The sequence below is a fragment of the Amycolatopsis sp. w19 genome (assembly GCF_051373225.1).
GTDB classification, from domain to species: domain Bacteria; phylum Actinomycetota; class Actinomycetes; order Mycobacteriales; family Pseudonocardiaceae; genus Amycolatopsis; species Amycolatopsis japonica.
The window spans coordinates 1-18,352 of record NZ_JBPQFM010000035.1; the positions used below are offsets into that span (position 1 = coordinate 1).

16 protein-coding genes and 1 pseudogene are annotated in these 18,352 nt (G+C 68.5%); 8 read left to right on the forward strand and 9 right to left on the reverse strand.

From position 1 onward, the window contains the following. Nucleotides 1-565 precede the first annotated feature (565 nt). The 5 genes from ACSMFO_RS37720 to ACSMFO_RS37740 all read right to left on the reverse strand — a co-directional run bounded on the left by ACSMFO_RS37720 (nucleotide 566) and on the right by ACSMFO_RS37740 (nucleotide 4,556). The gene (locus ACSMFO_RS37720; RefSeq protein WP_436462247.1) at nucleotides 566-1,294 is read right to left on the reverse strand and encodes a GGDEF domain-containing protein; all 729 of its coding nucleotides are present in this window, start codon (nucleotides 1,292-1,294) and stop codon (nucleotides 566-568) included. 113 nt (nucleotides 1,295-1,407) lie between these two features. Next, on the reverse strand, nucleotides 1,408-1,971 hold the full coding sequence (gene idi, locus ACSMFO_RS37725; RefSeq protein WP_360087140.1) for an isopentenyl-diphosphate Delta-isomerase: 564 nt from the start codon (nucleotides 1,969-1,971) through the stop codon (nucleotides 1,408-1,410). Between the two features lie 58 nt (nucleotides 1,972-2,029). Further along, entirely contained in the window at nucleotides 2,030-2,863 is an 834-nt protein-coding gene (locus ACSMFO_RS37730; protein WP_436462248.1) for an alpha/beta fold hydrolase, read from the reverse strand. Nucleotides 2,864-2,885: 22 nt separating this feature from the next. Next, nucleotides 2,886-4,031: a tRNA dihydrouridine synthase DusB gene (gene dusB, locus ACSMFO_RS37735; RefSeq protein ID WP_436462249.1), complete on the reverse strand. Its 1,146-nt coding sequence runs from the start codon at nucleotides 4,029-4,031 to the stop codon at nucleotides 2,886-2,888. Nucleotides 4,032-4,049: 18 nt separating this feature from the next. Next, nucleotides 4,050-4,556: a hypothetical protein gene (locus tag ACSMFO_RS37740; protein WP_436462250.1), complete on the reverse strand. Its 507-nt coding sequence runs from the start codon at nucleotides 4,554-4,556 to the stop codon at nucleotides 4,050-4,052. 290 nt (nucleotides 4,557-4,846) lie between these two features. On the opposite strand from ACSMFO_RS37740, the gene ACSMFO_RS37745 reads away from it, so the two are divergent. From ACSMFO_RS37745 to ACSMFO_RS37760, 4 genes and pseudogenes are all read left to right on the forward strand, one after another. Further along, nucleotides 4,847-6,106 carry an ATP-binding protein gene (locus ACSMFO_RS37745; protein WP_436462251.1) on the forward strand — a complete coding sequence of 420 codons (1,260 nt, stop codon included), beginning with the start codon at nucleotides 4,847-4,849 and terminating at the stop codon, nucleotides 6,104-6,106. Nucleotides 6,107-6,116: 10 nt separating this feature from the next. After that, nucleotides 6,117-6,874 (forward strand): annotated as a pseudogene (uppS, locus tag ACSMFO_RS37750) (polyprenyl diphosphate synthase). 72 nt (nucleotides 6,875-6,946) lie between these two features. Next, nucleotides 6,947-8,941 carry a DUF2339 domain-containing protein gene (locus tag ACSMFO_RS37755; protein WP_436462252.1) on the forward strand — a complete coding sequence of 665 codons (1,995 nt, stop codon included), beginning with the start codon at nucleotides 6,947-6,949 and terminating at the stop codon, nucleotides 8,939-8,941. A gap of 43 nt (nucleotides 8,942-8,984) precedes the next feature. Then, nucleotides 8,985-9,386, forward strand: coding sequence for a TIGR03667 family PPOX class F420-dependent oxidoreductase (locus ACSMFO_RS37760; protein ID WP_038521298.1), 402 nt, complete (start codon nucleotides 8,985-8,987; stop codon nucleotides 9,384-9,386). A gap of 9 nt (nucleotides 9,387-9,395) precedes the next feature. On the opposite strand, the gene ACSMFO_RS37765 is transcribed toward ACSMFO_RS37760, so the two are convergent. Continuing rightward, nucleotides 9,396-9,947: a superoxide dismutase gene (locus tag ACSMFO_RS37765; RefSeq protein ID WP_436462253.1), complete on the reverse strand. Its 552-nt coding sequence runs from the start codon at nucleotides 9,945-9,947 to the stop codon at nucleotides 9,396-9,398. Between the two features lie 83 nt (nucleotides 9,948-10,030). On the opposite strand from ACSMFO_RS37765, the gene ACSMFO_RS37770 reads away from it, so the two are divergent. Further along, on the forward strand, nucleotides 10,031-10,993 hold the full coding sequence (locus tag ACSMFO_RS37770) for a DMT family transporter (RefSeq protein WP_073845758.1): 963 nt from the start codon (nucleotides 10,031-10,033) through the stop codon (nucleotides 10,991-10,993). Next, the gene (locus ACSMFO_RS37775; RefSeq protein WP_038521290.1) at nucleotides 10,938-11,402 is read left to right on the forward strand and encodes a DUF6328 family protein; all 465 of its coding nucleotides are present in this window, start codon (nucleotides 10,938-10,940) and stop codon (nucleotides 11,400-11,402) included. Before ACSMFO_RS37770 ends, ACSMFO_RS37775 begins: the two co-directional genes overlap by 56 nt. Here the strand turns inward: ACSMFO_RS37775 and ACSMFO_RS37780 are convergent, their stop codons facing one another. Further along, the gene (locus ACSMFO_RS37780; protein ID WP_436462254.1) at nucleotides 11,403-11,942 is read right to left on the reverse strand and encodes a hypothetical protein; all 540 of its coding nucleotides are present in this window, start codon (nucleotides 11,940-11,942) and stop codon (nucleotides 11,403-11,405) included. It lies immediately after the preceding gene. A gap of 77 nt (nucleotides 11,943-12,019) precedes the next feature. Between ACSMFO_RS37780 and ACSMFO_RS37785 the strand changes: the two genes are divergently transcribed. Together ACSMFO_RS37785 and helR are read left to right on the forward strand one after the other, a co-directional pair. Beyond that, nucleotides 12,020-13,831: a LamG-like jellyroll fold domain-containing protein gene (locus tag ACSMFO_RS37785; RefSeq protein ID WP_436462255.1), complete on the forward strand. Its 1,812-nt coding sequence runs from the start codon at nucleotides 12,020-12,022 to the stop codon at nucleotides 13,829-13,831. A gap of 180 nt (nucleotides 13,832-14,011) precedes the next feature. Beyond that, nucleotides 14,012-16,216: an RNA polymerase recycling motor ATPase HelR gene (gene helR, locus ACSMFO_RS37790; protein WP_436462256.1), complete on the forward strand. Its 2,205-nt coding sequence runs from the start codon at nucleotides 14,012-14,014 to the stop codon at nucleotides 16,214-16,216. Between the two features lie 69 nt (nucleotides 16,217-16,285). On the opposite strand, the gene ACSMFO_RS37795 is transcribed toward helR, so the two are convergent. Then, on the reverse strand, nucleotides 16,286-16,780 hold the full coding sequence (locus tag ACSMFO_RS37795) for an Lrp/AsnC family transcriptional regulator (protein ID WP_037334827.1): 495 nt from the start codon (nucleotides 16,778-16,780) through the stop codon (nucleotides 16,286-16,288). A gap of 168 nt (nucleotides 16,781-16,948) precedes the next feature. Next, the gene (gene lysA, locus ACSMFO_RS37800) at nucleotides 16,949-18,292 is read right to left on the reverse strand and encodes a diaminopimelate decarboxylase (RefSeq protein ID WP_436462257.1); all 1,344 of its coding nucleotides are present in this window, start codon (nucleotides 18,290-18,292) and stop codon (nucleotides 16,949-16,951) included. Between the last annotated feature and the right edge of the window lie 60 nt (nucleotides 18,293-18,352).

Here is an 18,352-nt window from a genome sequence, read left to right on the forward strand (position 1 = left end):
CGTCCCGAGCGCGTCGCCAGCGTCGTCGCCATCGAAGCGGAGCCACCGGTACGGGCGTGGGCCGGGCACATGGCCGAAGGGCTCGCCGACGCGAAGGACCGGCTTGCGCACCGGGTCTCGGAGGCTCCGGCGACGGCTCGCTCTGCCGGAGACGACGCGGAGCGGGTGCTTCGGCGGAGGGGTCGAAGGTCGGGCGTTCACCGGTATGACGTGCGACGACGTCGGAAACGCTGATCCCGCCGTGGGTGTCCATCGAGCGGCGTCGGGCCCGGCGGCCGCGCTCACCGGCATTCCTGTCGGTGTTGCTGTGGCGACCGGTCCCCGGGGTGTGGTGCTCGTCGGGCACTCGGTCTCCTTTCAGGCCTGGCGTCGAAGCTCTTTCGTTATCGTACGGACACCTCAGGTTCGTGACGACAACCATCCCGGAATTTTCTTCACCCAAGGTACCGAGAAGCGCCGAACGGTCCATGCGATCGGGTGAGCGGTCGTGGTTAAAGCTGCGTTAAAAGGTGCGAAACCGCTACGCAGAGTGCGACGGTTGACTGTGTGAGTGGCGGCGAGTGGGCTAAGCGCCCGCGGACTCCGCCGCGTTCATCGGATGCGGAATCGTGCGCGACGTTTCCCTATCCCGATAGGCCACTTTGTTTCGTCCCGCCCTTTTCGCCATATACAACAAAGCGTCGGCACTGCGCAACTGCCGTTCCGGTTCGGCCGCGAGATCCGGCTCCATGCGGCTTTCGTGCGCGAGCCCCACGCTGATCGTCACCGACAGGCCCGGGCGGATGCGGCGCCACGGATGGCGGGCCACCCGGATACGGGCGGTGTCGGCGATGCGCACGGCGCGGGCGGCGTCGACGTCCGGGATGACGAGCGCGAACTCCTCACCGCCGTAGCGGGCGCAGAACGCCTCCGGCGGAAGGCCCTGTTGCAGCAGGTCGGCCACCTCGCGGAGCACCCGATCACCCACCAGATGCCCGAAAGTGTCGTTGACGTCCTTGAACAGGTCGAGGTCGACCAGCGCGATCGCGACGCCGGGCGGGCCGCGGTGGTCGACGGCCGGGCCGTGCAGCCACTGGTCGAGGTAGCGACGGTTGTAACTGGACGTCAGTGTGTCCCGCAGGCTGCCGGCCCTGGCGAGGTCGAAGGCGGATTTGAGGTGGTGATACGCGCGCCGCCAGTCGCCCTGAGTGGCCAATACCCCGGCGATCGACTCGTGGAGACTGAGCAGATCGGTGGTCGGCGCGCCCGGTGGGAGCGCGGCCTCGTCGTCGGCTGCCACGCTCACCTCCGCCACGAATTGGTTTTCGTCGTATAGGAGGGATCTCTTGAGGTATGAGTACGGGCCAAAGTGAATATCGCTCAAGAGGACGACGGTTCGGCGCCATTGTCACGCACCGAAGTGTCCTTTCATAAGGATGAAAACGGCTCGGCGTCCTTGAGCTGCGAAAACTGATCCTTCGCCCAGTAACTCACGTCAGTCACATCGTCATTCAGCAACAGTGCGTAATCGTTCCAGCTCAGCCAGCGCCACTCGCCGACCTCGTCGGGGTGCGGCTCCGGATCGTCGTCGACCCAGGCGACGAAGACCGGGCAGAACTCGTTCTCGACCACACCTTCGAACGGCGGAGTGGAGTAACGGTAGGCCGGAAGGACGCACCGGAGCCCGTTCAGCCGCGGCAGCCCGAGCTCGAAGGCGGCGCGACGCCGGACGGCCTCCTCGATCGGTTCACCCGGTGCGGGGTGCCCGCAGACACTGTTGGTCCACACGCGAGGCCACACCTTCTTGGTGGCGGCGCGGCTGGTGATCAGCAGGGATTGGTCGCTGCCGCGCAACAGATAGCAGGAGAACGCCAGGTGCAGCCGGGTGTGTTCGTGGTGTGCGGCCAGCTTGGGCGCGGTTTCGCCGGTCGGCTCGCCGTCCTCGGTGACGTAGACGATGCGTTCGGTGTCCACTTCGGTCATGTTGTTCATCGGACCCACTGAACCAGCAGGCTCGCTGTAACCGGTACCGCGACCAGAGTTACCCCTGTTAGTGGGATGAAAGGTGCTCCACGAGCAAAGATGTGACGGCCTCGGGAGCCTCTTCCACGACCCAGTGTGAGACGTCCTCGATCATCTCGAAGCGGTACGGGCCGGTGACCCGGTTCGCGGTGTCGAGCGCGGCCGTCGAACCGAAGGCGGCGTCCTCGGTGCTCCAGATGTAGAGCGTCGGAACCTCGATCGGCCCGATCTTCCCGCCGGGACGGCCGGCGCGGTACCAGTTGAGCGCGGCGGTCAGCGCGCCCGGCTCGGAGAGACGCTGGATGTACTCGTCGATCTTGCTCGGCGGCACTTTCCAGTCGAACATGCGGCGCAGCGCGTCGGCGTTGTTCTCGAGCATCCGCCGTTCGGTGACGCGGGTCTGCCGCCATTCGGTCATGTACGCCGAACGGAGATGCTGGTCCTCGTCGGTCTTCATGGCCTCCGCCAGCGCCGCCGGATGCGGCGTCGAAATCACGGCGAGACTGCGGAGCCTGCCGGGATGCGCGTCGGCCGTCCACCACGCGACCGCGCCGCCCCAGTCGTGTCCGACGAGATCGAATTCGTTCCACTCCAAGCGATCCGCGATCGCGATGACGTCACCGACGAGGTCGTCGATCCCGTACTCGGAGGCCTGTTCCGGCCGGACGTCCGGAGAATAGCCGCGCTGATCCGGGGCGACCGCGCGATAACCGAGCACGCCGAGCGTCGCGACCTGGTGCTCCCACTCCACCGCGGCCTCGGGAAACCCGTGCAGCAGCAGGACGGGACGGCCGTCTTCGGGGCCCGCCGCGATGGCGTCGAAGGAACCGGCCGCGGTGGGGATGCTCAGCTGCTCGATCACGACGCCGACTTTACGGGGGCGGCTACCCGCCCGAGTGCATGTCCTCGGCTTCGGGGACGCAGTCGTCGTCCGGGTCGTCGAGCCAGCCGTGCGGCAGCGTGACCTTGCCCGGCGAACCCTGCCGCCCGCGCGGACCGGTGGCCGCGGTGGGGAACGGCGCGTCGTGGTCGAGCTTGGCGATCAGGTCGTCGAGCTGGTCCATGCTGGAGAGCATCGCGAAGCCGCGGCGCAGCTCCGAACCGACCGGGAAACCCATGAAGTACCAAGCCATGTGCTTGCGGATGTCGCGCATGGCCTTGTCGTGGCCGTCGTGTTCGACGAGCAGTTCCGTGTGGCGGCGCAGCACCTTCGCGACCTCGCCGAGGTTCGGCGGCGTCGGCTGCGGGCGATCGGCGAAGGCGGCTTCCAGCTCGCCGAACAGCCACGGCCTGCCCAAGCAACCGCGTCCGACGACGACGCCGTCGCAACCGGTCTCGTCGACCATGCGAAGCGCGTCCTCGGCGGAGAAGATGTCGCCGTTGCCGAGCACCGGGATGCTGGTGACGGCTTCCTTGAGCGCCGCGATCTTCGTCCAGTCGGCCTGGCCGGAGTAACGCTGCGCGGCGGTGCGCGCGTGCAGGCTGACCGCCGCCGCGCCCTCGGCCTCGGCGATGCGCCCGGCGTCGAGGTACGTCAGGTGGTCGTCGTCGATGCCCACCCGGAACTTGACCGTGAACGGCACTCCCGCGTCGGCCGCGGCCTTCGCCGACTCGCGCACGATGTCGGCGAACAGCTTGCGCTTGAACGGCAACGCCGCGCCGCCGCCCTTGCGCGTCACCTTCGCCACCGGGCAGCCGAAGTTGCTGTCGATGTGGTCGGCGAGCCCCTCGCCGGTGATGATGCGGACGGCCTCGGCCATGGTCTTCGGATCGACCCCGTACAGCTGCATGGACCTGGGCTTTTCGTTCTCGCCGAAGGTCATCATGTGCATGGTGCCGGGGTGCCGTTCGACCACCGCGCGGGCGGTGATCATCTCGCACACGTAGATGCCGGCGCCGTACTCCTGGCACAGCTGCCGGAACGCGACGTTGGTGATGCCCGCCATGGGAGCGAGCACGACCGGCGGATCGACCTCGTAGGGGCCGATCTTCAGGCTGGGCTTGCTCAGGGTGGCTGTCACGCCCTCCATTGTCGCCTGTGGTGTCTGTCACTCGCAGGTGGGCCGTGGTCCGCCGCCGATTTCCTCGCCGCCAGGAGCGGTCACAGTCCATTTCATTTGCCCGTCGGGATAGGTCCCGTCGATGTAGGTCAAGCGGCTGGCGACGACCACGCCCGTGTGTTTCGGTGATCTCAGCTCGATCCGCAGGCGGTGGAAGCGGGCCGTGTCGTTCTCGACGGTCACGTCTTCGTCTCTCCATACGGTCAGCTCGGGAAAGTCGAGGTCGTCGAAGTGCATCGATCGAACGCCTTCGAAGTAGAGCTCGACAGGCTCGCTCTGCGGCCTGAACCCGGACCGGAGGAACAACTCCGAGTGCCCGACGCCGTATCGCCACAGCTGGAAGGTGCGGGACGTGCTGAGGAGCGTTTCGCCGGGGTTCATCCAGCCAGTATGGGGAAACTTCCGGCGTCCGGGTCTGACGTTCGGCTCCCCACGGTGCTCTGTGACATCGCCGCCGGGGCCGTTCGGGCTCGAAGGCAAGTTGACCACGGACATGCGTAAGGCCAGGGTCCCGGTATTCCCCGGGCGCACCTGGCCTTGCGACTCGTGTGGCGCCCGCGGCGCCACACTTCGTGTTCAGCCTAGTCATGAGTGGTCCGTGCGCCGGGGTAGATCTCAAGTTCCGGTGTCGGCCGGCCGATGAGTCTCCGGGCGGGCTGCCGACGCGAGTGGAGTGCTCGTATCGGCAGATCCACGGGCCTGCCGTCGGCAGATCAGCGACACGATCTTCGGCAGATCAGCGACGATAGGATCGGCAGATCCACGGAGAATGGTACCGTTGAGCTGTGCACAGCGCTGATGGCTACCTCCCGCGCAGAGCCGCTGACATGGTTGCGGAGGCACTCGGCGACACGCGTGTCGTCATCCTCAATGGAGCCCGTCAAACCGGCAAGAGCACTCTTGCCGAGCTGTGTTTGCGGGACTATCAGCCGGATGGCGTGCGACGCTACCTGGACGATCCGCGGACCAGGGCTTCGGCCGACGCCGATCCAGTCGCATTTCTGGACGCGCCGGGTGCCATGCTCATCGATGAGGTCCAGCGAGTCCCGGAATTGTGGCTGACCATCAAGCACATTGTGGACCGGGATCCCCGTCCAGGGCGATTTCTGCTGACCGGCTCCGCCAGGCTTCTCGGATTGAGCCAGCTTCCGGATTCTCTGCCGGGACGCTCGGAAACGATCGAACTTTTCCCCTTGTCGCAGGGGGAAATCACTGGTGGTCCCGACGGTTTCGTCGACGCCGCGTTCGAACACGGGAGCTTATTGCGAGCGGCATCTTCGACATTGCGTCGCCGTGATTACCTGGCTCTCGCCGCGCGCGGCGGGTATCCCGAGGCCGTACGTCGCGAAACTCCACGGCGCCGTGCTCAGTTCTTCAGGTCCTACCTCGACGACATCATGAGCCGGGATGTGCATCAAGTGGCGGACATCCAACGCATCTCCGATATGCGGCGCCTCATCGGGACGCTCGCGGCACAGTCCGGCGGGTTGCTCAACTACAGCCGGCTTTCCTCTGATCTCGCTCTCCCCGCGTCGACGGTCCGCGACTACGTCGGACTCCTCGAACTGATCTACCTGATCCGATTGATTCCGGCATGGTCGGCGAACGCGACGACGCGGGCGGTCGCCACGCCGAAGCTGGTTTTCAACGACGCCGGCCTGGCCGGGCACCTGGTCTCCGGCGTCACCAACGACGCTACGACCGGCGGACTCGTCGAAACATTTGTCATCGGCGAACTCGCGCGCCAGATCACGTGGAGTCAGACGATGCCTCGTCTGCATCACTATCGGGACCGCGACGGCTACGAGGTCGACGCGGTTCTGGAGGACAATGCCGGTCGTGTGGTCGCCGTCGAGGTGAAGGCCGCTGAAACCGTCCGGACCGATGATTTTCGTTCGATCCGGGTCCTTCAACGACGCCTGGGTGACCGCTTTCGTGCCGGTTTTGTCCTCTACTGTGGTGACCAGCAGCTTCCCTTCGGGGAAGGCCTCGCGTGCCTGCCGATCAGCGCGCTGTGGACCACTCAGCCGGGTGAAGAACGGTAGCTTCGCCTTCATGAGCGTCCGGACCAGACTCGACGACCTCTACGCGCGACGGCTCCGCGCTCGACTCCTGCAGGGGCCTCTGCCCCGCCACGTCGGCGTGATCATCGACGGCAACCGCCGCTGGGCCCGCGCGATGGGCTTCGAGGACGTCCGCGAGGGGCATCGTCACGGTGCACAGCACATCGCCCGGCTGATGTCGTGGTGCGAAGGCCTCGGCATCGGGCACGTGACGGTGTACCTCGCTTCGGTCGACAACCTGACGAAGCGCGCATCGCCGGAGATGGCCTTCTTGATGCAGGTGATCGAGGACGTCGTCCGTGAGCGGCTCACCGCGCCGGGCGCGAACTGGCGCGTCGCGCCTGTGGGACGGCTCGACATGCTGCCGTCGTCCACGGCCGAAGTGCTGAAACAGGCCGAAGAGGACACTCGGGGCGCGACAGGGCCTGAGCTGACTCTGGCGATCGGGTACGGAAGCCGCGAGGAGATCGTCGACGCCGTCCGCGATCTCGTGCTCGAAGGGGCGGCGGACGGCAAGTCCCTGGTGGAGATCGCGGAGTCCGTCTCCGTGGACGCTCTTTCCGCGCATCTGTACACGGTCGGCAGTCCCGATCCGGACTGATCATCCGCACCAGCGGTGAGGTCCGGCTGTCCGGATTCCTGCTTTGGCAGGCCAAGGATTCCCGGCTGTACTTCTGCGACGTCAACTGGCCGGGCTTCCGGTACATCGACCTCTTGCGAGCACTCCGGGTGTGGGCCGGATCGCGATGATCTTGCAGGTCGCGACCACATCGTCATCACGATTGAGTAGTGCTACGGATCCCTCGGCGGGCTTCAGGCCGCATGCTGATCGCCATGACCACCGATGGGGATGTGCTCCTCAGGCTCGCCGGGGAGATCGACGACCTTGGGGCCCGCCTCGCGCGGGTCGGCACCGAGCTGCGGACCGTCCAGTCCGAGGCCGAGCCGAAGCCCGAAGAGGCACCTGAGCAGGCGGAGAAGCCCGCCGAGCAGCAGGAAGAGCAGGCCACGGCACCGCAGGCCGAGCAGACAGAGCAGCCGCCGACACCGCAGGCAACCCAGCCGCAGGCCGAACAGTCGCACCAGGCCCAGCCGCAGCAGCCCCACGTGCCCCAGCAGCCGTACCCGCGCTACTTCACCCACCCGCAGCACCCTCAGTACCAAGCCCAGTACCACCAGCAGCATCAGCAGGCCCAGTACGCGCAGTGGCAGCACCAATGGCAGCAGCAATACCGTCAGCAGTACCAGCAGCCGCAGCAGCCCTACCGCCCGTACCAGCCCGCGCCGAAGGTGTCGCTCGCCGAGAAGCTGGGCAAGGAGGGCGCCGGCAGCAGGCTGCTGGCCTGGATCGGCGGCGCGGTCACGTTGCTCGGCATCGTGCTGTTCCTCGTGCTCGCGATCCAGCGTGGCTGGTTCGGCCCGGTGCCGCGGGTGATCGGCGGTGCCGTGCTCGGCGCGGCGCTGGTCGGGATCGGCCTCCGCCTTCACCGCACGCCGGCGGGCCGCACGGGTGCGTTCGCGCTCGCCGCGACCGGGATCGGCGCGCTGTACCTCGACGCCATCGCCGCGACGACGATGTACGAGTACCTCCCGGCCTACGCCGGTCTAGCGATCGGGCTCGTGATCGCGGTCTGCGGGTTGCTGCTGGCCGTGCGGTGGGAGTCGTCGCTGCTCGCGACGGCCGTCGTGCTCGGCTGCGTGATCTGCGCGCCCATCATCACGCAGGGGTTCACCCCGCAGCTGGTCGCGTTCCTGCTCGTGGTCCAGGTCGCTTCGACGCCGGTGCAGCTGCGCCAGTCCTGGCCGTCGGTCGCGGTCGCGGCCGGGATTCCGCCGCTGCTCGCCTCGGTCTGCAGCACGGCCTTCGTCGGCTTCGGCGGCAGCACGGCCAACACCGCCGCCGCGCTGGCCGCGGGCGGTACCGCTCTCGCGCTGGCCCTGATCGTCACCCTCAAGCGGCCGGGAGACGCCGCCGGGCTCGCCCTGCTCGCCGTCGCCCCCGCCCCGTCGTTGCTCGCCGCGCTGTTCCTGCCGAAGACCCAGGCCGTGCTCGTCACCGCCTCGGTCGCGCTGGTGCTGCTCGCGGTGTGGGCCGTCGGGCAGTGGCTCGACGGCTGGACGGGCGAGCTCGCGGGCGCCGCCGGGCTCGTCGCGGCCCTGCAGACGACGATGACGCTGTTCGACGGCAGTGCCCGTTCGGGGATCCTCATCGGCGAAGCGGTCTTGCTGGCCCTGGTCGCGCTGTGGACGAAGAAGCACGTCGCGCTCTTCGGAGGCCTCGGCTTCGCCGTCATCGGCGGCATGATCGCGCTGGTCCTCGACGTCCCGCCGACGCTGTTCTTCCTGGTCCGCAACCGTCCGGACGCCGACCTCGCCGCCGCGTTCCTGGTGGCCTTGGCGATCTTGGCCGCCTCGATCACGCTTCCGTGGGTCTCGCACCGGCTGGGGCTGTTCAAGGCCGCGGCCGAGAACGTGGTGCCGTGGCTCCTCGCCGGGGTCTGCGGGCTCTACGGCGCGGGCGCGCTGGTGTTGTGCGGCGCGCTCCTGTCCGTTCCCGGCCGGTCGGGTTTCCTCGTCGGCCACGTGGTGATCACGGTGTCGTGGACGGTCGCCGCGCTGGTCCTGCTCATCCGCGGCATCTCGGCGATCAACCTGCGGGTGATCGGGTTCGTGCTGGTCGGCGCCGCGGTGCTGAAGCTGGTCCTGTTCGACCTCTCCGCGCTCGACGGCCTGGCCAGGGTCGCCGCGTTCCTCATCGCCGGGCTGGTGCTGCTCGGCGCGGGGACGCGGTACGCGAAGCTCGTCGCGTCTCGCTGAGCGGACGTGGAAGAAAAGCCGCGGGATCGTGGTTGGTCGGTTCATGACCTACCAACCCGATCCGCGGCTCGCCGAGCGGGCGAAGGAGAACGTCGCCTGGCTGACCACGATCAGCCCGAAGGGACGCCCTTCGCCCCGCCCGGTGTGGTTCGTGCTCGACGGTGACGATTTCATCGTCTTCAGCCAGCCGGACACGGCGAAGACCCGCCACATCGAAGCCAACTCCGAGGTCAGCCTCCACTTCAACAGCGACGAGCACGGGGGCTCGATCCTGGTGATCGGCGGCAAGGCCGAGATCCTGCCGGACGGTCTCGCGTCGGAGCAGCCGGGCTTCCTCGCCAAGTACGAGAAGCACTACCCGGCGATCGACTACGACGTCCCGAAGTTCGACCGGGAGTACAGCGTCCGGATCAGGATCCGGCCCGAACGTACCTGGGGTTTTTAGAAAACACTGCTAGAAGCCGACCGTCACACAGGCCAGCCGGGCCCCCGCGGTCCCGGCGTGGCCCGGGTCGGTGTGCGTATGCGTTTCGTGGATCACGATCGAGTTCGCGCGCCGGTCGGTGAACGTCCAGTCCACTTTGGACACGGCGACGCCGCGGCCGGTGGCGTCGGAGGTGAGGTCGAGCCAGATCTCGTTGCGGGGGTTGGCATAGGCCGGGTCCACCGACGGCTTCACCGGGTCTTCGACGTTCTGGTAGTGCGGGCCGGCGAGATCACCGGTGGCGCCGCACGGCTTCGTGTGCGCGTGGGCGCCGTATTCGCGGTTGGGCAGCAGGCCGGTCACGAGGACCGCGGTCGACGTGCCATGGGCCTTGGACGTCAACCCGAAGACGTGCGCGCGGGCGCCGGGTGGCACCAGTTCGGGTTTGTAGATGGTCAAACCGCTCTTGGCGGTGATCACGTGGACCCGGGAGCCGGGGACGGCGGTGGCCGGCCCGGCGCCGGCGGTCAGGGCCAAGGCGGCCGCGGACAGGACGAGGGCGAGTGCGGGGACGGGGCGCATGCCCCTTGCCTAGTCGGCACGAATCGGACACGCCAGAGCGGTCACTCCGTCGGGCGATCATTCTCAAACTATGGGCAGGACAAGTGAGTAGCAATCCTCCGGATCGCACCTGGCTGGTCGCGGTCGCCGCCGCGCTTTGGGGTACCGACGGGCTTCTTCGGCTTCCGCTGGCCGAGGCGCTTCCGGCGGCCACGGTGGTCTTCTGGGAGCACCTGCTGGTGGTGCTCGTGCTGAGTCCCTTCATTCCCGGCGCTTTCCGCGCGCTGCGCCGGACCGGACCGCGGGAATGGCTGGCAGTGCTCGCCATCGGCGGCGGATCCTCCGCGCTCGCGACCGCGATGTTCACCGCGGCCTTCAAACTGGGCGACCCGGTGACGCCGCTGGTGCTGCAGAAGCTCCAGCCGGTGTTCGCCGTGCTGGCGGCGTATTTCGTACTCAGTGAGCGGGTCCGCCCCGGTTACGCCTTCTTCGCGATCCCGGCGCTGCTCGGCGCCTGGCTGCTGGCGTTCAAGGATCCGCTGAACATCCAGCTCGCCGCGGCCAAGGCGGCGCTGCTGGCGATCGGCGCGGCCGCGTTGTGGGCGGCGGGCACGGTGCTCGGACGGCTGCTCTCCACCGAACTGGCACCGAAGGAGGTCACCACCCTGCGCTTCACCGTCGGGCTCCCGGTCGCGGCGGGCATCGTGGCCTACCAGGGCGGCGAGTTCGCGGTCGGCTGGGACAACGCGCTCGGGCTCGGCCTGCTCGCCTTCGTCCCCGGCCTGCTGGCGCTGAGTCTGTACTACCTGGGCCTGCGGTCGACTCCGGCCGCCAGGGCGACGCTGGCCGAGCTCGCGTTCCCGGTCACCGCGGCCGTGATCGGCGTATTGTGCTTGAACGCCGATTTGTCGGGTACTCAGTGGCTGGGCCTCGCCGTGGTGGTCGTGTCGGTCACGTCGCTCGGCTGGCATGAAAAGGTCAGGCGTCAACCGATGGTCTTGGAGCCGCCGCATGGTCGAGCACACCGGCGAGACGAAGAACGAACGCCTGACCCGCAACGTCAGTGAGCTCCTGCAGGAGCTGCGGGTCGCGCAGGCCGGTGTCCAGATCCTCTTCGGTTTCCTGCTCACGGTGGTGTTCACGGACGAGTTCCACGAGGCGAGCGGGTTCGAGAAGGCCGTCCATCTGACGGCGGTCCTGCTCACGGTCTGTTCGACGGTGCTCCTGACAGCGCCCGCCGCGTGGCACCGGCTGCTGTTCCGCACCGGGAACCGTGAGCGGATCCTCACCGTCGGCAACCGTTCCGTGCTGGCGGGCCTCGCCTGCCTGGCGGCCGCCATCACCACGACCGTCGCGCTCATCGCCAAGGTCGTCTACGGCCCGATCGCGATGACGATCCTCGGCGTGGTGTCGGCGGTGCTGTTCGTCGTCATGTGGTTCGTCGTGCCGAAGAAGATCGACCGCAACGGCGACTGATCACCGCCCCGTGCGCACCGGCGTGCTTTCGGGCAGGCCGAAAGCGGCGGCCGACACCGACTTCGGATCGTCCGGGCTCGCGCCGTCGAGTACCCGGCGGGCGCCGACCCAGGAGAACATCTCCTTGACCGAACGTGAGTAGCCGGCGCCGTCCTCCGCGAACTTCCGGTCGAGCACGCGGAACCCGCCGGGGGTCCGTTCCACGCGGTAGACCATCGCCTGCCGCCGGAATCCGCCGCGCGTGACGAGCCCGCCGCCCTCTTTCGCGACCTCGTCGCAGCTCGCGACCAGGCCGATCTTGACCCGGTCGCCGTCCGGCCTGGTCTCGATCACCTTCTGCGTGCACACCCAACGGACGTCCGGGTCGTCGGAGTGGGCGGCCGCCGTCGTCCACGCGCGCAGATGCTCGTCGATCGGCGGCAGCGCCTCGCGGGCGACGGCGTCGTCCACCGTCGGCATCTCGTCCACGATCCACCAGCCTGCCGCGGCCACCACCACACCGACCCCGGCGAGCACGGGCCAGCGTTTGACGTTCCCCATGGGACGAAGCTACCGAGCGGGGCAAGTGTTCACCCGCGGTTCGGGACACGTTGCCTCCGCGACCGTAGGTTGCGGCCGTGAACGACTCATCCAGACGGACCTTCCTGCGCGGCGCGGGCCTGCTCGGCGCCGGTGCGGCGGTCTCCGCGTTACCCGCGCTCGGTGCCCCCGCCGCCTCGGCGGCCTTCGGTCGCGGCCCGGACACCGAAGACGGCCGCTTCACCCTCGCGGTCCTGCCCGACACCCAGTACCTCTTCGACGCCGACCGCGGCGACCCCGCGCCGTTGGACGCCACGCTGCGGTACGTCACCGGCGGCGACGAGAACATCGTCTTCCTGGCGCATCTCGGCGACCTCACCGAGAACGGGCAGCCGGGCGAGTTCGACCAGATCAGCCGGTCCTTCCAGCATCTGGACCGGCGCCGGTTCCCGTACAGCACCCTCGCGGGCAACCACGACATCAAGTCCTCGACCGACGACCAGCGCGGCCGCACGCCGTACCTCGACGCCTTCGGGCCGCAGCGGCAGCGCGGTTCGCGGACCTTTCGCGGCGCGAGCCCGGACGGCTACAACAGCCACCACGTTTTCCGTGCGGGCGGGCGTGAGTGGCTGCTGCTCGCGCTCGACTGGCGGCCGTCGGCGGGCGGGCTGGAGTGGGCGCGGTCGGTGCTGGCGCGGAATCCGCGGCTTCCGGCGATCCTGACCATCCATGAATTGGTATGGGCCGACGAGGCCGGGCAGGCGCAGTTCTCGGAGTTCGGACAGAAGGTGTGGGACGAACTGGTCGCGGGCAACGACCAGATCTTCCTGACGCTCAACGGGCACTACTGGCCGCCCGGACGCATGGTGAAGCAGAACAATGCGGGCCACGACGTCCATCTGCACATCACCAACTACCAGGACCGGTACTACGGCGGCAGCGCGATGATCCGGCTCTACCGGTTCGACCTCGCGCGCAACGTGATCGACGTCCGCACGGTCTCGCCGTGGCTCGCGGACCAGGCGCCGCGGCTGAACGAGCTGCAGCGGCAGGAGATCGAACGCACCGGCCCGGCGGACTACTTCAGCCTGGAGATCGACTTCGAGTCGAGGTTCGCGGGGTTCGCGCCGGTCCCGGTCCCGCCCGCGCGGCCTGCCGAACGCCAGCTGATCCGCGGGACCGTGGCGTACTGGCGGTTCGAGGGCCGTGACGGCGCGCCTGTCGACAGAGTCCGTGACCTTTCGGGCCGGGGCAACGACCTGGTCCGGGTGACCCTGCCCGGGAGTGCGCCCGAGGCGTTGCGGTTCTCCGGCGAGTTCTCCACGCGGCAGCCGTCGAGGTCGAGTCTCCGGTTCGACGGCGGCAAGAAACCGGCTCGCGGCGGGTATCTGCGCACGGCGGACTCGGCGCCGATGAACGCGGAGACGTTCGCCCGCGGCTACACCGTCGAGGCGTTCGTGAAACTGCCCGAGGATTTCAAGGACGGCAAGCATTCCTGGGCGGCGATCTTCGGCAGGCAGGGCTCGGGCGGCAAGGCGGGCAAGACCGGCGACGATCCCGGCGAGCCGTCGGCCACACTGTCCCTTTCGGACGGTGCCGCGTTCCAGTGGGCGGTGTTCCCGGTGAACCAGAACGGGATCTCCACCTGCTGGGGGCACGAACTGGCGTTGCGGGAATGGATCCACGTCGCGGCCGTCAACGACGGCAGGCGGACGACGCTCTACGTCGACGGCTGCCCGGTGCTGCGGAATCCGAAGACGACCGCGGCGGGGATCGCGAACCCCGGCGGCTCGTGGCTGATCGGCGCCTACGCCTATGACTCGATCGTCGAGCAGGCGTTCCACGGCTGGCTCGGCGACGTGCGCGTGGTGGGCAGGGCGCTGGACCCCCGTGAGTTCATGCTCGGCTGAGTTTCGCGCGGATCGTGCGCGGTAATGGTGGACGACCGTCCCCATTATCGCGCACGGTCGTTTCCGGGGGAATGCGGGGGGTCTCTTGACAAGCGGGGGACAATAAAAAATCGGCGCCTGATTCAGATTCACTGATCAGTACGCCGAATGTGTTGTCAGTCTAACCGCTGTGAGGGGAACTTGTCAAATCAGGGGTACGACGAGGAATTGCGATCCGAGCGGCAGTACGTGGCGTCGCTCTACGGGCGGCTGGACACCGAACGCGTGCGCGTGAGCGAGGCGTATGCCGGTGCACTGCGCGGAGAAGGCTTCGCGCTGTCCGACCGCGAGGTGTCCGTCGGTGCGAAGGCTCGCGAGATGGCCAGGCTGAAGGTCGCCGACGAGGGTCTTTGTTTCGGCCGTTTGGACGCCCTTTCGGGAGAACGTTCGTACGTCGGCCGGATCGGCCTTTTCGACGAAGAGAACGACTACGAACCCTTGGTGCTGGATTGGCGTGCGCCGGCGTCGCGCGCGTTTTACTGCGCGACCGGCGCGTCGCCGGAAGGAATGGCGAGGCGCCGTCAATTCCGCACCCTCGGGCGCGAGGTCCTCGACTTCACCGACGAGGTCTTCGGCCGTCCGGGAACGGCGGGGGAACGGAGTGACGTCGCGCTGCTGGCCGCGGTCAACGCGCCACGCGGCGAGGGGATGCGGGACATTGTCGCGACGATCCAAGCCGAGCAGGACGAGATCATCCGGCTCGATCACCCGGGGGTCGTCGTCGTGGAAGGCGGTCCCGGCACCGGCAAGACGGCGGTGGCGCTGCATCGCGTGGCGTACCTGCTGTACACGAAACGGGAGCGCATGGAACGCCGCGGCGTGCTCGTGGTCGGGCCCAGCAGCGGCTTCCTCGACCACATCGGCCGGGTCCTGCCGTCGCTCGGCGAGACCAGCGCCGTCTTCGCGACACCCGGCGACCTCGTCGCCGGTCTGCGCGCCGAACGTGAGGACCCGCCGGCGGTCCAGCGGATCAAGGGTTCGCTGGCGATCCTGGACGTGCTCGCGGCCGCGGTGGCGGACCGGCAGGAACTGCCCGCCGAACCGGAGCCGATCGAGCTCGACGACGTCACCGTGCCGTTGGACGCCGGGATCGCGGCCGCCGCGCGTGGGGTGGCCAGGGAGAGCGGCCTGCTGCACAACGAGGCCAAGGCCGTCTTCGAACGCACGGTGATCGCCTCCCTCGCCGTGCGCGCGGTCGACCGGATCGGCGCGGGCTGGCTCCCGGAGGACGATCGGCACACCCGGCCGGAGATGCTCGAGAACGCCCGCCGGGACCTGGAAGCGAGCGAGGAGCTCGGCGCGGTACTCGATCGGCTCTGGCCGTCGCTGACGCCGCAGCGGCTGCTCGCCGACCTCTACGCGTCGCCGGAGCGGTTGCGGGCCGCCGGGGCCGATCCGGCGCTGTTCCGTGAGGACGCGGACGCGTGGACGGTGTCCGACGTGCCGTTGCTGGACGAAGCCGTCGAACTGCTCGGCCGGGACCGCACCGCCGAGCGCCGGGCGGAGGAACGGCGGCGGCTGGCGCGCAAGGAATACGCCGAGCGGGTGCTGGAAATCGTCGAGGTCGAAGACGACCACGACGACTACGAGTTCGCGCTGCGGCCGACGGACGTGCTGATGGCGGAGGAACTGGCGGACCGGTTCGCCGAACGCGACGAGCGGGATCTGGCGGAACGCGCCGCCGCCGACCGGGAATGGACCTATGGGCACGTGGTCGTCGACGAGGCACAGGAACTGTCCGAAATGGACTGGCGGGTGCTGATGCGGCGCTGTCCCAGCCGGTCGTTCACCGTCGTCGGGGATCTGGCGCAGCGCCGGTCGCCGTCCGGCGCGCGGTCGTGGGACGCGATGCTCTCCCGGTACGTCGCCGATCGGTGGGTGTACCGGAAACTGACCGTCAACTACCGGACGCCGTCGGAGATCATGGCGGTCGCGGCGTCACTGCTGGCGAGTTTCGCGCCGGGTGTCGTGCCGCCGGAATCGGTGCGCTCGTGCGGAATTCGCCCGTGGGCGCGCCGACTGTCCGAAGTGGACATGGAGGACGCCGTCGCCGAGTTCGTCCGCGAAGAGGCGGGACGCGAGGGGACGTCGGTCGTCATCGGGCCGCCGGGAGTGCCCGGTGCGATCGCGCCGTCCGCGACGAAGGGGCTGGAGTACGACGCCGTCCTGGTGGTCGAGCCGGAGCGGATCCTCGCGGAAGGCCCGAGCGGTGAGGCGGAGCTGTACGTCGCGCTGACGCGGGCGACGCAGCGGCTCGGGGTCCTGTACAGCGGGTTGCTGCCGAAAGTCCTCCGCGGTCTTGATTCCGGGCGGCGGACTCCCGACGCTTACCTGCACTGCGTCTAGCGGGTGCCAACGTGTCGTGAGTGGCAAGGACGGTTCTAACCGTCCTTGCCACTCACGACCCAACAGGGCCTATCTGGTCAGGTTGCCCCAGGCATATGTCTGTTTTGCGAGTTTCAAGTAGACCAAGGTCTCCGTGCTGACGACACCCGGGATGGGCCGGATGTCGTCGTTCAGCACACTCAAGAGGTGTTCGTCGTCCCGGCAGGCGACCTCGGCGAGCAGGTCGTAGCCTCCCGCGGTCAGTACGACGTAGTGGACGTCCGGCATTCCGGAGAGCTGGTCGGAGACCGCCCGCGGATCGCCTTGCACCTTGATCCCGACCATCGCCTGACGGCCGAGCCCGACGTTCGCCGGATCCGTGACCGCGACGATCTGCATCGTCTCGTCCCGCAGCAGTCGCTGGACGCGCTGCCGCACGGCGCCCTCCGACAGCCCGACGGCCTTGGCCAAGGCCGTGAACGAGGCCCGCCCGTCGACTTGCAGTAGAGCGATCAGAGTGCGATCGGTATTGTCCAAACCTCTAGGTGTGCGCTGCTCCATCTGCGCGCGTGGTTCGTCACCCATGCCGTCCCTCCCTTTGTTTCGGCATGCGATTCTTGTCGCGCAGCGTATCGATAAGTGTCCAGAATGCTACCGCCGTTAAGTTGTTTGTCGTGATTCTCTTTCTCGGCGCCTTCGCGCGAAGGATTCTGTCGTGCGATAGGGCGGGTGCCGAGGTTTTCGGATGACGCGTCAGCCGAGGTCGCGTTTCAGCAGGTCTTCCTCGGTTTCGCGGCGGACGAGCAGCGTCGCGGTGCCGCGGGAGACGCCGACCACCGGCGGCCTGCCGACGAGGTTGTAATTCGACGCGAGCGAGTGGTGGTATGCCCCGGTGCACGGGACGGCGAGCAGATCGCCGGGGCGGACGTCGTCGGGGAGCGAGAGCCCGTCGGCGAGGACGTCGCCCGATTCGCAGTGCCGTCCGACCACCGTCATCGGCCGACGGGCGGAACGGCTGCGCCTGCCGATCAGACGCGCGGTGTACGCCGCCCCGTAGAGCGCCGGCCGCGCGTTGTCGCTCATCCCGCCGTCGACGGCGACGAAAGTGCGCGAGCCGCGTTTCACCGCGCAGACCCGGTACACGGTGATCCCGGCCGGACCGACGATCGCGCGGCCGGGTTCGATCGTCAGCTTCGGCAGGGGGAAGCCGTGCGAGGTGCATTCGTACGCGAGCGCGACACGCAGACGGCGCACATAACCGTCGATGTCGAAACCCGTGTCGCCGGGCAGATAGCGCACGGCGTGCCCGCCGCCGAGATCCAGTTCGCGCAGGGTGACACCGTGGCTCTCGCGGAGTGCGACGAGCACCCCGATCATCTTGCGGGCGGCCAGTTCGTAGAAGTCCACCCGTGACACCTGCGAACCGATGTGGCAATGCAGCCCGGCCAGGCGGAGCCCGGGCTGCGCGAGCACGGCGGACACGGCACGCCCGAGGTTGTCGCGGACCTCCTCGCGCAGCGAGAAGCCGAACTTCTGCCCTTCGGTGCCGGTGGTGATCGCCGCGTGCGTGCCGGCGGCGACGTCGGGGGTCACGCGGATCAGCACCTGCTGCGCGCCGGTGGCCAGCGCGCCGAGCTGCTCGATCTCGTCGAGCGAGTCCACCACGATCCGGCGGACGCCGTAGGACAACGCGGCTTTGAGGTCTTCGGGGGTTTTCGCGTTGCCGTGCAGCAGGATCCGCTCGGCGGGGAAGCCGATCGATCGTGCCACCGCGATCTCACCCGCCGAGCAGGTGTCGAGGGAAAGGCCTTCCTCGGCGACCCAGCGCAGGACCGCGCGGGTGCACAGGGCCTTGCTCGCGTACGCCACCTCGGCGTCGGGCAGTGCCTTCCGGTACGCGCGGGCGTTCTGCCGGACCTCGTCCTCGTCGAGCAGGTACGCCGGTGTCCCGAACCTCGCGGCGAGGTGGGACACCGGCGCGCCCGCGAACAGCAGTTCCCCGCCGGGCCCGAGCCGGGTGCTCCGTGGCCAGATCCCGGGTTCGAGGTGGTCGGCGGCCTCGCAGCCGAGGCTGGGCAGGAGCTCGCTGAGCGTCACGGTTACCTCCGCGTCGATCGGTCAGTGCCTCCTCAGCACAACTCCGATCGACCCGGCCCG

Excerpts from the sequence above, each read along its gene's own strand:
- ACSMFO_RS37775 (WP_038521290.1), top strand. The coding sequence starts at position 10,938 with ATGGTCGAGCACACCGGCGAGACGAAGAACGAACGCCTGACCCGCAAC.
- idi (WP_360087140.1), bottom strand. The coding sequence starts at position 1,971 with ATGAACAACATGACCGAAGTGGACACCGAACGCATCGTCTACGTCACC.
- ACSMFO_RS37755 (WP_436462252.1), top strand. The coding sequence starts at position 6,947 with ATGCTGATCGCCATGACCACCGATGGGGATGTGCTCCTCAGGCTCGCC.
- ACSMFO_RS37795 (WP_037334827.1), bottom strand. The coding sequence starts at position 16,780 with ATGGGTGACGAACCACGCGCGCAGATGGAGCAGCGCACACCTAGAGGT.
- ACSMFO_RS37780 (WP_436462254.1), bottom strand. The coding sequence starts at position 11,942 with ATGGGGAACGTCAAACGCTGGCCCGTGCTCGCCGGGGTCGGTGTGGTG.
- ACSMFO_RS37765 (WP_436462253.1), bottom strand. The coding sequence starts at position 9,947 with ATGCGCCCCGTCCCCGCACTCGCCCTCGTCCTGTCCGCGGCCGCCTTG.
- ACSMFO_RS37760 (WP_038521298.1), top strand. The coding sequence starts at position 8,985 with ATGACCTACCAACCCGATCCGCGGCTCGCCGAGCGGGCGAAGGAGAAC.
- dusB (WP_436462249.1), bottom strand. The coding sequence starts at position 4,031 with ATGGAGGGCGTGACAGCCACCCTGAGCAAGCCCAGCCTGAAGATCGGC.
- ACSMFO_RS37740 (WP_436462250.1), bottom strand. The coding sequence starts at position 4,556 with ATGTCCGTGGTCAACTTGCCTTCGAGCCCGAACGGCCCCGGCGGCGAT.